The organism is Pseudomonas alkylphenolica (genome assembly GCF_004025535.1).
In the GTDB taxonomy this organism is placed as follows: domain Bacteria; phylum Pseudomonadota; class Gammaproteobacteria; order Pseudomonadales; family Pseudomonadaceae; genus Aquipseudomonas; species Aquipseudomonas alkylphenolica_A.
On the sequence record NZ_QJRG01000033.1, the window covers coordinates 576,593 to 589,974 of the forward strand.

13 protein-coding genes are annotated in these 13,382 nt (G+C 61.7%); 4 read left to right on the forward strand and 9 right to left on the reverse strand.

Annotated features, from left to right (window positions below; translation table 11 throughout):
- Nucleotides 1-31: 31 nt before the first annotated feature.
- Nucleotides 32-1,696, reverse strand: coding sequence for a putative bifunctional diguanylate cyclase/phosphodiesterase (locus DM813_RS02685; protein ID WP_128321894.1), 1,665 nt, complete (start codon nt 1,694-1,696; stop codon nt 32-34).
- A 266-nt stretch (nt 1,697-1,962) separates the two neighbouring features.
- Here DM813_RS02685 and rep point away from each other — a divergent pair, with 266 nt between their 5' ends.
- Together rep and DM813_RS02695 are read left to right on the forward strand one after the other, a co-directional pair.
- Nucleotides 1,963-3,972, forward strand: a complete 2,010-nt coding sequence (gene rep / locus DM813_RS02690) for a DNA helicase Rep (RefSeq protein ID WP_128321895.1) — start codon at nt 1,963-1,965, stop codon at nt 3,970-3,972.
- A 63-nt stretch (nt 3,973-4,035) separates the two neighbouring features.
- Nucleotides 4,036-4,608, forward strand: a complete 573-nt coding sequence (locus tag DM813_RS02695; protein WP_128321896.1) for a xanthine phosphoribosyltransferase — start codon at nt 4,036-4,038, stop codon at nt 4,606-4,608.
- Between the two features lie 64 nt (nt 4,609-4,672).
- Here the strand turns inward: DM813_RS02695 and DM813_RS02700 are convergent, their stop codons facing one another.
- The 6 genes from DM813_RS02700 to dadA all read right to left on the reverse strand — a co-directional run bounded on the left by DM813_RS02700 (nt 4,673) and on the right by dadA (nt 10,673).
- On the reverse strand, nt 4,673-6,538 hold the full coding sequence (locus DM813_RS02700; protein WP_128321897.1) for an acetyl-CoA hydrolase/transferase C-terminal domain-containing protein: 1,866 nt from the start codon (nt 6,536-6,538) through the stop codon (nt 4,673-4,675).
- 117 nt (nt 6,539-6,655) lie between these two features.
- A complete protein-coding gene (locus DM813_RS02705) occupies nt 6,656-7,078 on the reverse strand; it encodes a c-type cytochrome (protein WP_197875438.1) in 423 nt (140 codons plus the stop codon).
- A gap of 141 nt (nt 7,079-7,219) precedes the next feature.
- Nucleotides 7,220-7,768, reverse strand: a complete 549-nt coding sequence (locus DM813_RS02710) for a cupin domain-containing protein (RefSeq protein ID WP_128321898.1) — start codon at nt 7,766-7,768, stop codon at nt 7,220-7,222.
- Between the two features lie 109 nt (nt 7,769-7,877).
- Nucleotides 7,878-8,951, reverse strand: coding sequence for an alanine racemase (gene alr / locus DM813_RS02715; RefSeq protein WP_128321899.1), 1,074 nt, complete (start codon nt 8,949-8,951; stop codon nt 7,878-7,880).
- Nucleotides 8,952-9,046: 95 nt separating this feature from the next.
- Complete coding sequence (locus DM813_RS02720; protein ID WP_128321900.1) at nt 9,047-9,400, reverse strand: RidA family protein; 354 nt, start codon at nt 9,398-9,400, stop codon at nt 9,047-9,049.
- Nucleotides 9,372-10,673, reverse strand: coding sequence for a D-amino acid dehydrogenase (dadA, locus tag DM813_RS02725; protein WP_128321901.1), 1,302 nt, complete (start codon nt 10,671-10,673; stop codon nt 9,372-9,374). The genes DM813_RS02720 and dadA overlap by 29 nt, the downstream gene beginning before the upstream one ends.
- Nucleotides 10,674-10,829: 156 nt before the next feature.
- Between dadA and dadR the strand changes: the two genes are divergently transcribed.
- Entirely contained in the window at nt 10,830-11,318 is a 489-nt protein-coding gene (gene dadR / locus DM813_RS02730) for a transcriptional regulator DadR (protein WP_008366790.1), read from the forward strand.
- A gap of 3 nt (nt 11,319-11,321) precedes the next feature.
- On the opposite strand, the gene DM813_RS02735 is transcribed toward dadR, so the two are convergent.
- Entirely contained in the window at nt 11,322-11,675 is a 354-nt protein-coding gene (locus DM813_RS02735) for a YkgJ family cysteine cluster protein (protein ID WP_128322141.1), read from the reverse strand.
- A 112-nt stretch (nt 11,676-11,787) separates the two neighbouring features.
- Between DM813_RS02735 and DM813_RS02740 the strand changes: the two genes are divergently transcribed.
- The gene (locus tag DM813_RS02740; RefSeq protein ID WP_128321902.1) at nt 11,788-13,092 is read left to right on the forward strand and encodes an NAD(P)/FAD-dependent oxidoreductase; all 1,305 of its coding nucleotides are present in this window, start codon (nt 11,788-11,790) and stop codon (nt 13,090-13,092) included.
- On the opposite strand, the gene DM813_RS02745 is transcribed toward DM813_RS02740, so the two are convergent.
- The gene (locus tag DM813_RS02745) at nt 13,089-13,319 is read right to left on the reverse strand and encodes a DUF1127 domain-containing protein (protein WP_128321903.1); all 231 of its coding nucleotides are present in this window, start codon (nt 13,317-13,319) and stop codon (nt 13,089-13,091) included. The two genes, DM813_RS02740 and DM813_RS02745, sit on opposite strands and share 4 nt — an antisense overlap.
- Nucleotides 13,320-13,382: the final 63 nt, after the last annotated feature.

Consider the following 13,382-nt stretch of genomic DNA (forward strand, 5'->3'; position numbering starts at 1 on the left):
GTAGGCGCGGTTTTGTCCGCGCCCGCATGCCTTACATCGCTACCGACTGCGGCGCCGATCCGGTCAGCAAAAATGCCATCAGCTCATCAATCGGCAACGGCCGACTGATCAGAAAGCCCTGCACCTGATCACAGTTGAAACTGCGCAACAGATCCATCTGCTCCAGCGACTCGACGCCTTCGGCGACCACCTCAAGGTTGAGGTTGTGCGCCAGGTTGATCATGGCATGCACCAGTTTGCGGTTTTCTTCACGCTGCTCCATGCCGCCGACAAAGCTGCGATCCACTTTGAGCAAGGTGATCGGCAAGCTGTTGAGATGGACGAACGATGAAAAGCCGGTGCCAAAATCGTCGAGGGAAAAACGCACGCCCAGGCGCCCGAGGGCGTCCATGGTCTGCTGAACCAGGTCGTTGCGACGCATCACCGCGGTTTCCGTGAGCTCAAATTCCAGCCAGCGGGCATCGACTCCGTGCTCGATGATCAGCCGGCTCAGGGTGGCAAGCAGCTGGCTGTCCTGAAACTGGCGAAACGACAGGTTCACCGCCATGTGCAACGGTGCCAAGCCCCGCTCGCGAAGTGCCTGCATGTCACGCAGTGCGCGCGAAATCACCCAGTAGCCCAACGGCACGATCAGCCCGCTCTGCTCGGCCAGGGGCACGAACTCGCTGGGCGGCAACAAGCCTCGCTCGGCGTGGCGCCAGCGCACCAGCGCCTCCAGGCCGACGATGCGCCCATCGGACATGTTCAACCGCGGCTGGTAATGCAGTTCCAGTTCGTCGCGGCGCAGGGCCCGGCGCAATTCGCTTTCCAGGTCGGCCAGGCTGCGTGCGTTGCGGTTGATCCGCTCGTTGAAGATGTGAAAGGTACAGCCCTGGGTGCCCTTGGCCTGTTGCATGGCGATGTGCGCATGCCACATCAACGGGTCTGCCCCGCCTTGGGCGCGGGCATGGGCAATACCCAGGCTGCAGCCGATCAGCAGGCTCTCGCCGTCGACCCAGTAGGGTTCGGCCAGGGCTTCGGTAATGCGCTCGGCCATCCACTCGGCACGCTGCGGCTCGCGGCGGGTGTCGATCAGCAAGGCAAATTCATCGCTGCCCAGGCGGGCAACCTGGTCGCCGGCTTCCAGCTGGCTTTTCAGCCGCCCGACCACCTGCAGGATCAGGCGGTCGCCAGCCTGATGGCCGAGGGCGTCGTTGGCATGACGAAAATTGTCCAGGTCCAGGTGCCCAAGGGCCACACCCCGGCCCTCGTTGTCGGCCAGGCGTGCTGCCAGCAGGGTCTGAAAGCCCTGGCGGTTGGCAATGCCGGTCAACGGGTCCTGTTCGGCCAGGCGCTGCAGGGTGGCTTCCAGCACGCCGCGCTCACGCACATGGCGCAGGCTACGGCGCAAGGTATCGACATTCAGATGGTCACGTACCAGCCAGTCGCTGACACCCGGTGGCGGCACCTGGGGCTCGTGCTCAAGCAGTAGCACCATCGGCAGAATGCACCGCCCGGGCGCGGGCTGCAGCGCAGGCGTCGACAACACCAATGCGTTGCGGTCATTGGCAAACAGGCTGTCGACAGCTTCCCAGTGTGGCGCGGTCAACAGCACCACACTGCCCGCCAGCGGTGCCAGACAATCGCGCAATGCTGCGGCCCATTCAGGCTCATCGGCCAGCAACAGCAAACGCAAGGGTTCGACAGGCGTAAACAAGCTGGCTCCTTAGTACGTGGACACACGTCAAATGAGAGTGGGCAGCGGAGAGGTTCATCCTAAACCAGGGTGAAAATGATTTTCACTTAAAGTCATGCCATTCCATTTGCCGACATCCCGCAGTTTTCGCCACGCATCCTGCGGGAAAGTAACAAAACCGGCAAATTTAGATCGCGTGGTACGTCACACCGTCAGACGGTCGCGGCAGAAATTGTTCACCCCTGCTAAAATGCGCGGCTATTTTCTGGCGACCCCCGGTTTCTGTCATGTCCCGACTCAACCCCCGGCAACAAGAAGCCGTGAACTACGTCGGCGGCCCTCTTTTGGTGCTCGCCGGTGCAGGTTCCGGCAAAACCAGCGTTATCACCCGTAAAATCGCACATCTGGTGCAGAACTGCGGCATTCGTGCGCAGTACATCGTGGCCATGACCTTTACCAACAAGGCCGCACGGGAGATGAAAGAGCGGGTCGGCACCCTGCTGCGCAAAGGCGAGGGGCGCGGCCTGACCGTGTCGACCTTCCATAACCTGGGCCTGAACATCATCCGCAAGGAGCATGAGCGACTGGGCTACAAGCCTGGGTTCTCGATCTTTGACGAGACCGACGTCAAAGCCCTGATGACCGACATCATGCAGAAAGAATACTCGGGCGACGACGGTGTCGACGAGATCAAGAACATGATCGGCGCCTGGAAGAACGACCTGGTGCTGCCGCCGGAGGCGCTGGAAAAGGCGCGCAACCCCAAGGAACAAACCGCCGCGATCGTCTACTCGCATTATCAGCGCACGCTCAAGGCGTTCAATGCGGTGGACTTCGACGACCTGATTCTGCAGCCGGTCAAGCTGTTCGAGGAACACGCGGACATCCTCGAAAAATGGCAGAACCGCGTACGCTACCTGCTGGTGGACGAATACCAGGACACCAACGCCAGCCAGTACCTGCTGGTGAAGATGCTGATCGGCACGCGCAACCAGTTCACCGTGGTGGGCGACGACGACCAGTCGATCTATGCCTGGCGGGGCGCACGTCCGGAAAACCTGATGCTGCTCAAGGACGACTACCCGTCGTTGAAAGTGGTGATGCTGGAGCAGAACTACCGCTCCACCAGCCGCATCCTGCGTTGTGCCAACGTACTGATCGCCAATAACCCGCACGCGTTCGAGAAACAGTTGTGGAGCGAGATGGGCCACGGCGACGAGATCCGCGTGATCCGCTGCAAGAACGAGGATGCCGAGTGCGAGCGGGTGGCCATGGAGATCCTCAGCCTGCACCTGCGCACCGACCGCCCGTACAGCGACTTCGCGATCCTCTACCGTGGCAACTACCAGGCCAAGCTGATGGAGCTCAAGCTGCAGCACCATCAGGTGCCGTACCGCATGAACGGCGGCAACAGCTTCTTCGGCCGCCAGGAAGTAAAGGACCTGATGGCCTACTTCCGCCTGCTGGTGAACCCGGATGACGACAACGCCTACCTGCGGGTAATCAACGTGCCACGCCGGGAAATCGGCTCCACCACCCTGGAGAAGCTGGGCAACTACGCCACCGAGCGCAAGGTCTCGATGTACGCGGCCAGCGAGGAAATGGGCCTTCGCGAGCACCTCGACAGCCGCTTCACCGACCGCCTGGAGCGCTTCAAGCGCTGGATGGACAAGGTCCGCGAGCAGGTGGCCACCGAAGACCCGATCGCCGCGCTGCGCAGCATGATCATGGACATCGACTACGAGACCTGGATCCGCACCAACAGCTCCAGCGACAAGGCTGCGGATTTTCGCATGAGCAACGTCTGGTTCCTGATCGACGCGTTGAAAAACACGCTGGAAAAGGACGAAGACGGCGACATGACCATCGAGGACGCCATCGGCAAGCTGGTGTTGCGCGACATGCTCGAGCGCCAGCAGGAAGAAGAGGACGGTGCCGAAGGCGTGCAGATGATGACCCTGCACGCCTCCAAGGGCCTGGAATTCCCGTATGTGTTCATCATCGGCATGGAAGAAGAGATTCTTCCACACCGTTCCAGCATCGAGGCCGACACCATCGAGGAAGAACGGCGTCTTGCCTATGTAGGCATCACCCGTGCACGCCAGACCCTGGCGTTCACTTACGCCGCAAAGCGCAAGCAGTACGGCGAGATCATCGATTGTGCGCCGAGCCGCTTCCTCGACGAACTGCCCGACGATGACCTGGCCTGGGAAGGCCTGGACGACGCGCCAACCGAAGTGAAGGCCGCTCGCGGCAATAATGCACTGGCCGATATCCGCGCCATGCTTAAACGTTAGATAATCAACCTTTGCTGCGGCGTACTGCCGTGGCCACGCTTGCTACATCGAGGAAATACCACAGTGGAAGCACTGCACCAGAAGATTCGCGAAGAAGGCATCGTGCTTTCCGATCAGGTTCTCAAAGTCGATGCGTTTCTTAACCATCAGATCGACCCTGCGCTGATGCAACTGATTGGCGACGAGTTCGCCCGTCGGTTCGCCGACTCCGGCATCACCAAGATTGTCACCATCGAAGCCTCGGGCATTGCCCCGGCTGTGATGACTGGCCTGAAACTGGGTGTCCCGGTGATTTTCGCGCGCAAGCACCAGTCGCTGACCCTGACTGAGAACCTGCTGACCGCCTCGGTGTACTCCTTCACCAAACAGACCGAGAACACCGTGGCGATCTCGCCGCGCCACCTCAACAGCAGCGACCGCGTGCTGGTGATCGACGACTTCCTGGCCAACGGCAAAGCCTCCCAGGCACTGATCTCGATCATCAAGCAGGCCGGCGCCACCGTCGCCGGCCTGGGTATCGTCATCGAGAAGTCATTCCAGGGCGGCCGTGCCGAACTGGACAGCCAGGGCTACCGCGTTGAATCGCTGGCTCGGGTGCAATCGCTGAAGGATGGCGTGGTTACTTTCATCGAGTAAGCCGCATCGCCAGCAAGCCGGCGCCTACAGCCCATGTAGGCGCCGGCTTGCTGGCGGTTGACTCTCAAGCGACCATCGTAGCCTGCAAGCCTGCCAGCAACAGCCGCTGATACAGCTCTTCTTTGAATCCCTGCGGCTGCGCCAGGCCCATGCGCGCCAACTGCTGTGGGTAAGCCTCGGGCGCCGGTGCGTCCAGCGTCGCCTTGCCCAGTTCCAGCACCTCGCTTAGCTTGAATTTGCTCTTGAGCCAGTTCAACGCCCGCAACAAATCACGCTCCTCGGCGGTAAAGTCACTGCCCAGTGGATACTCCGGAAACAACCGTGCATGCCGGCTGCGCAGGCTTTGCAAGCGCTGGGGAGTGTTCTCGCTAAAGCGTGGTTCAAGCACAAACCCGCCCGGCAGCTTGTCGGCTTGCTGGGCACGCTCGATCAGTTCGGGCTGAAAGCGTGAATCGCTGATCGCCAGCAGGCGCCGAATGCACTCGGCATCGGTCTGCCCCCGCAAGTCGGCAATGCCGTACTCGGTGACCACCACATCACGCAAGTGTCGGGGAATGGTGCAGTGAGCGTAGTTCCACACCAGGTTGGAGCTGACTTCACCGCCCGACTCGCGCCAGCTGCGCAGCAGCAAAATCGAACGCGCGCCCTCCAGTGCATGGCCCTGGGCAACAAAGTTGTATTGCCCGCCTACACCACTGAGCACCCGCCCGTCTTCCAGCTGATCGGCAACACCGGCGCCCATCAGGGTCATGGTGAACACCGTGTTGATAAAGCGCGCATCGACACGCTGCCGGCGCTTGAGCGATTCCTCGCCGTACAGTTCGTTGATGTAACTGATCGCGCGCATGTCTATGCATTGTCGGGTTGCCAGCGGCATGTCGCGCAAGCGCTGGTAAAACGCCTGCGGGCCCAGGAAGAAGCCACCATGCACCAACACACCGCCCTCGACCGGACGCCGGATAATGCCGGCTTCGAGCAGCGCCAACAGACCGTTGACGAACATTTCGCTGCAGCCATACAGCCCGTCGACGAAGGGATCGATGCCGCCTTCACGGGCAATCAGCTGCTCCCATGGCTGCAGATCCATGTCGGCCAGCAACGCCTGGTACGCCTCGCTTTCAGTTTCTCGGGCCAGTAGCGCAGCGGTCAGGGCATCGCCCATGGCGCCAATGCCGATCTGCAAGGTGCCGCCATCGCGCACCAATGTGCTGGCGTGCAGGCCAATGAAGTGGTCCTGGGTGGTAACCGGCATGTTTGGCGTCGAGAACAGGCGCCGCTGCTCTGCGCTATCAATCAACAGGTCGAATGCGTGCCGGGGCAATTCGGACGTGCCCGGCATGTAGGGCAATTCGGCGTGCACCTGGCCCAACAGCAGGATGGTTTCGCCGGCTGCGCGCCGCCGCTCGATCATCGGCAGCAGGTCGAGGGTGATGTCCGGGTTGCAACTGAGGCTCAACTGATCCGGGTGCTGCGGATCTTCAGCCAGCAACTGCGCCACCAGGTTCAGGCCTTTGGCGTTGATGTCCCGCGCAGCGTGGCTGTAGTTGCTGCTGACGTAGTCTTGCTGGGCCATGGCACTGTGCAACAGACTGCCCGGCTGCATGAAGAACTGCTGCACACGGATGTTGGCCGGCAAGCGATCCTGGCGCAGGTCGCTGAGGTACTGGAGCTCTTCGTAATCGGCAAACACGCGCTCGATAAACGGCGCCAGGAAGCGCCGCTGCAAGCCACTGCCAAGTTCCGGCCGGCCGAGGCTGAGCGCGGTGTAGATCGTCAGTTGCCGCTCCGGTAACGCCCTGACCCGCTCGTACAGCGCATTGACGAAGGCATTGGGCTTGCCCAGCCCCAGCGGCAGACCCAGGTGGATATGCGCCGGTAAGCGTGCCAGCACTTCATCTACGGCCTTCTCGATCGAGCAATGCTGCGTCATGGGCGTCTCCTGGTCATCCTTGCAGGTTCGACCGAGCTTGCTCCGGGTTTGCTCCCCTGGCCAGCGCCAAAAACGACAAAGCCCGCACAAGGCGGGCTTTGCTGGAAGCGGGCAGGCTTACAGGCCGGACATTTTCTTGATGGCGCCCTTGAGGTCGTCATCCGAGCAGTCGGCACAGGTGCCTTTCGGTGGCATGGCGTTGATGCCGGTGATGGCTTTGGCCAGGATACCGTCCAGACCACCCTGGTGGTCGGCACGTTCTTTCCAGGCGGCAGCGTCGCCGATTTTTGGTGCGCCGAGCAAACCGCTGCCGTGGCAGGCGTTACAGTGCTTGGCGATGATTTCGTCCGGGGTCTTGGCGCCACCGCCACCTGCGGAGGCTGCGACTTCCATGCCCTTGCATTCCTGACCTTGAACACACACCTGACCCACCGGCTCCAGCCGCTTGGCGATGTCGTCGTTGGTTGCAGCTTGTGCGTTGACTGCCCAAAGGGCCAATACGGCTGCTGGTACGGCCAGCATTTTCTTGATTAGATTCACGCGTACACCCTCATGGTGGCTAGTCACGCCTGCGGCCACGGTTTCGCAGGCGGCGCAAGTATAACGGGAACCCTGTCGTACCGAAACAACCCTAGTGTCTAAAGGGTCTTAGCCGCGACAATCCGCCGCGCGCCAGATTCTTCAGAAGTTTGCCGGGGTTGCCGCGCTGATCAGCCGAGCCGGCTCATCGTACGGATTGCGGAAACGGTGCGGCTTGGTACTTTCAAAATAGTAGCTGTCGCCCGCTTCGAGGATAAAAGTTTCGAGACCTACCACCAGTTCCAGGCGACCTTCGAGGAGGATGCCGGTCTCTTCACCATCATGGGTGAGCATCTCTTCGCCGGTATCGGCGCCGGGTGGATACACCTCGTTGAGAAAGGCAATGGCCCGGCTCGGGTGCGCCTTGCCCACCAGCTTCATGGTCACCGCACCGTCGGAGATATCGATCAGTTCGTTGGCCTTGTAGACGATCTGCGTGGGGTTTTCCGGTTGCAGCTCTTCGGAAAAGAACTCGACCATGGACATCGGAATTCCGCCCAGCACTTTACGCAGCGAGCTGATTGAAGGGCTGACGCTGTTCTTCTCGATCATCGAGATAGTGCTATTGGTGACGCCCGCACGTTTGGCGAGTTCACGCTGGGACAGGCCCTTGAGCTTGCGTATGGCTTGCAGTCGTTCACCGACGTCCAATGCTGGAGCCCTCCTAAAACGAACGAGTGGGGTCGAAATTGAACGTTATCATCGCAACAGCGTTCAGTATTTACAACACTTCGACCCGCAGCCTGTCCGCTTTAGCGCCTCAATCGCCGCTGTAGTCCAGCGGAACGCGTTTGAGGTTGCAGAAAATCTGGTACGGGATCATTCCCGCCTGCATTGCCACATCGCTCGCCAGCACCTGTTTGCCCCACAGTTCGACCGGGCTGCCAACGCCTGCCTCGGGCACATCGGTAAGGTCGATGCAGAGCATGTCCATCGATACCCGACCGATGATCTGGCTGCGTTTTCCGGCCACCATCACTGGCGTTCCGGTCGGTGCCTGGCGCGGGTAACCGTCGGCATAACCCATGGCAACCACACCGACCCGCGTCGGACGCGGGCTGATGAACTTGGCGCCATAGCCTACCGGCTCTCCACTCGGCAACTCACGCACGCTGATTACCCGCGATTGCAAGGTCATCACCGGCTGCAGGCGCGCCGCTTCTGCTTGCGGCACCTCAAACGGGGTGGCGCCGTACAGCATGATGCCGGGGCGCACCCAGTCACTGGGTACCTGCGGCCAGCCCAGCACAGCAGGCGAGTTGCGCAGGCTGACCTCAGCGCTAAGGCCCTGGCGGGCAGCCTGGAACACCGCGACTTGCTCGTTGCTGGCGCTGCTGTCGAGTTCGTCGGCACGGGCGAAGTGGCTCATGAGCACAATTTTCGACACCTTGCCGGTGGCCAACAGGCGCTGGTAGGCGTTCTGGTAATCCTTGGGATGCAGGCCGACCCGATGCATGCCCGAGTCGAGTTTGAGCCAGACGTTGATCGGCTTGGCCATCGCGGTCTGTTCGATTGCTTCCAGTTGCCACAGCGAATGCACCACACACCACAGGTCGTGCTCGACGATCAGCGCCAGTTCGCTGGCCTCGAAAAAGCCTTCGAGCAGCAACACCGGGGCCTTGATCCCGGCCGCGCGCAACTCCAGGGCTTCCTCGATGCAGGCCACGGCAAAACCATCGGCCTGTTGTTCGAGCGCCAGTGCGCAACGTACGGCGCCATGACCATAGGCATCCGCCTTGATCACCGCGAGGGCCTTGGCACCGGACAATTCGCGGGCCAGTTGATAGTTGTGACGCAGTGCTTGCAGATCGATGAGGGCACGGGCAGGACGCATGACGGCAGCCTTCTGGGCAGTCTGGTTAGAATAAAAAACCCGGCGCCCGAATGCGGCATGTAGGCCGCAAGCGGCACCGGGTGAGGGATTGCGGGTTACGGCAGCGCAGCCACCACCGACAGTTCGACGAGGATTTCCGGCTCGCACAGCTTGGCCTCGACGGTGGCACGGGCCGGTGCGACGCCCTTGGGCAGCCACTGGTCCCAGACACTGTTCATGCCCTGGAAGTGCGCATCGATGTCCTTGAGGTAGATGGTCACCGAGAGCAAACGGCTCTTGTCGGTGCCCGCCAGGTCCAATAGACGCTCGATGTTGGCCAGCGTTTCGCGGGTTTGCTGCTCAATGCCGGCATTCATGTCGTCGCCCACCTGGCCCGCCAGGTAAACGGTGCCATTGTGGGTAACGATCTGGCTCATGCGCTCATTGGTGAGCTGGCGCTGGACTGACATGTTTTGCAGGCTCCTGGTGTTTTCCGTAACGAGAGATATCGAGACCTTCGGCGCTGATCTGCGGCTTTTTGCGCGCGATCAGATCGGCCAGCAAACGCCCCGAACCGCATGCCATGGTCCAGCCCAAAGTACCGTGACCGGTATTGAGGAACAGGTTGCGGAATGGCGTTGCCCCTACGATCGGCGTGCCGTCCGGGGTGGTCGGACGCAGGCCGGTCCAGAAACTGGCCTGGCTCAGGTCACCGCCGCGAGGATAAAGATCGTTGACGATCATCTCCAGCGTTTCGCGTCGACGCGGATTGAGCGACAGGTCAAAACCGGCGATTTCAGCCATGCCGCCAACCCGGATACGGTTGTCGAAACGGGTAATCGCGACCTTGTAGGTCTCGTCCAGAATGGTCGAGGTCGGGGCCATGGCCGGGTCGGTGATCGGCACGGTCAGCGAGTAACCTTTGAGCGGATAGACCGGAGCCTTGATGCCCAGCGGTTTGAGCAGCTGTGGCGAATAGCTGCCCAGGGCCAGCACGTAACGGTCGGCGGTTTCCAGCTTGCCGTCGATCCATACGCCGTTGATGCGGTCACCGGCGTAGTCCAGGCGCTGAATGTCCTGACCGAAGCGGAACTCGACACCGAGTTTGATCGCCATCTCCGCCAGGCGTGTCGTGAACATCTGGCAGTCACCGGTCTGGTCGTTGGGCAGACGCAGGGCGCCGGCGAGGATGTCGGTGACGTTGGCCAGGGCCGGTTCGACGCGGGCAATGCCTTCACGGTCGAGCACTTCGTACGGCACACCGGACTGTTCCAGTACCGCGATGTCCTTGGCGGCACTGTCCAGTTGCGCCTGGGTGCGGAACAGCTGGGTGGTCCCCAGGGTCCGGCCTTCGTAGGCGATACCGGTTTCGGCGCGCAGTTCGTCGAGGCAGTCACGGCTGTACTCGGACAGACGGACCATGCGCTCCTTGTTCACCGCATAACGGTTCGCGGTGCAGTTGCGCAGCATTTGCGCCATCCACAGGTACTGGTCGATGTCGGCGGTGGCTTTGATGGCCAACGGCGCGTGGCGCTCGAGCAGCCACTTGATGGCCTTGAGCGGCACACCAGGGGCAGCCCAGGGCGAAGCGTAACCCGGCGAGACCTGGCCGGCGTTGGCAAAACTGGTTTCCATGGCAACGGCCGGTTGGCGGTCGACCACGACGACTTCAAAACCCTGCCGTGCCAGATAGTAGGCACTGGCGGTTCCGATCACACCGCTACCAAGTACCAGAACTCGCATGTTGATTACCCTCGACGCAGCGTACCGCTGACATTTGTTGTTAATGGCATAGATGCGCGCAGTATAGGAATGTATGACCAGTGCATTTCACTATATAAAAGCCTATATTTGGCGACAATTCTCGGCAAAGCAGGCTTTTACGGAGGGGCATCCACTATGAGAACCCAGCATCAAAGCAAACGCGAACTGGACAAGATCGACCGCAATATCCTGCGGATCCTGCAGGCAGATGGGCGTATCTCGTTTACCGAGCTGGGCGAGAAAGTCGGGTTGTCGACCACGCCCTGCACCGAGCGGGTGCGGCGCCTGGAGCGCGAGGGCATCATCATGGGCTACAACGCCCGGCTCAACCCGCAGCACCTCAAGGGCAGCCTGCTGGTGTTCGTCGAGATCAGCCTGGACTACAAGTCGGGGGACACCTTCGAGGAGTTTCGCCGCGCGGTGCTGAAGCTGCCCCACGTATTGGAATGCCACCTGGTGTCGGGCGATTTCGACTATCTGGTGAAGGCGCGGATTTCGGAGATGGCCTCCTACCGCAAGCTGCTGGGCGACATCCTGCTCAAGCTGCCGCACGTGCGTGAATCGAAGAGTTACATCGTTATGGAAGAGGTCAAGGAAAGCCTTAACCTGCCGATTCCGGACTGAGCTTCAGACCAGCACCTGGCGGGAGCTGGCGATGTACGCGTGCACCAGCTTCTCGGCCTGCGGGTCGATCATCTCGGCCGGGCCGCGACCATTGGGGCATGGCAGGCGCGGCGTGGTGCCGAACAACCGGCAGATCAGCGGCCGCTCCTCGTACACGGTGCAACCATTGGGGCCCAGGTGCACGCAGTTGAGCTCGGCCAGGGCCGCCTCTTGCTCGGCCGCGCTCTTGCGCGGCAGGCGCGCCATCTCTTGCGACGAGGTGGTCACCGGCCCGCAGCAATCGTGACAGCCGGGCACGCATTCGAAGGACGGGATCTGCTCACGCAGGAAGCGGATCTTGTGCTGGTTGCAACTCATGGCGGCCTTGGCTGAAACAGGGAAAGACCAATTTTGCCTCATGGTTGCCCCACCGTGAAAGCACGGCTTATCCTGCGTCAATTTTTCCAAACACCCGAATCAGGATGACCCCATGACCGCCGGTGCCCCGCTGCCTGCTTCGCACACTGCCTCCTACTACGCCGCCAGCAGTGCTCCGCAGCCGGACTACGCACCCTTGGCTGGCGAGCAGCAGTGCGACGTCTGCGTGGTGGGTGGCGGCTACTCCGGGCTGAACACCGCCATCGAGCTGGCCGAGCGCGGCCTCAGCGTGGTGCTGCTGGAGGCCCGGCGCATCGGCTGGGGCGCCAGCGGCCGTAATGGCGGCCAGTTGATTCGCGGGGTCGGTCATGGTCTGGAGCAGTTCCGTCCACAGCTGGGTGAGAGCGGTGTGCGGGCGCTGAAACTGATGGGGCTCGAGGCGGTAGAGATCGTCCGCGAGCGCATCGAACGTCATGCCATCGAATGCGACCTGACCTGGGGTTACTGCGACCTGGCCAACAAACCGCGGGACTACCAGGGCTTCATCGAAGATGCCGAAGAACTGCAGAGCCTGGGCTACCGCCACGAATTACGCCTGGTAGAGCCGGGGCAGATGCACACGGTGATTGGCTCGCAGCGTTACCTCGGCGGCATGATTGACATGGGCTCGGGCCACTTGCACCCGTTGAACCTGGCCATCGGGGAAGCGGCAGTGGCGGCGCGGCTGGGGGTAAGGCTGTATGAACAGTCGCCGGTCACCCGCATCGACTACGGTCCGCAAGTTCGGGTCCACACTGCCCAAGGCTCGGTACGCGCCAACACTTTGGTGCTCGCCTGCAATGCCTACCTGAACAACCTGAACCCGCAGCTGGGTGGCAAGATCCTGCCCGCCGGCAGCTACATCATCGCCACCGAGCCATTGAGCGAAACCCAGGCCCGGCAGCTGCTACCGCAGAACATGGCGGTGTGCGACCAACGCGTGACGGTCGACTACTTCCGCCTGTCGGCCGACCGCCGGTTGCTGTTCGGTGGTGCCTGCCACTACTCCGGCCGGGATCCGCAGGACATCGCCGGTTACATGCGGCCGAAGATGCTCAAAGTATTCCCGCAACTGGCAGATACGCGCATCGACTATCAGTGGGGCGGCATGATCGGCATCGGCGCCAACCGCCTGCCACAGATCGGCCGCCTGCGCGAACAACCCAACGTGTATTACGCCCAGGCCTACGCTGGTCACGGCCTGAACGCCACGCACCTGGCCGGCCGCCTGCTGGGCGAGGCGATCAGCGGCGAACAGGCTGGACGCTTCGACCTGTTCGCCCAGGTCCCACACATGACCTTCCCTGGCGGCAAACACCTGCGCTCGCCGCTGCTGGCCCTGGGCATGCTCTGGCATCGCCTCAAGGAACTGCTCTAGGAACGCCAGAAAGGCTTGAGCCCCTCTTCACGGGCCTGCGCCGGCGTCAGGCCGATATCGCGCAGCTGCTCGGGCGTCAGCTCCAGCAGGGCGCGGCGGCTGTGCCAACGGTGCGCCATCAGCCCCCAGCGGCCCAGCCCGGCCGGCACATCAACCAGCTGAACACGCCGTTCCCGGCTCAGTTCTTCCGCGTGCAATTTAAGGCGCACATCGCTCATACCGCTCATTGCCTGATTCCTCCGGGGTGGGCTAACCGTAGGAAAAGCATGCGCGAATGAGAGAAACCATTA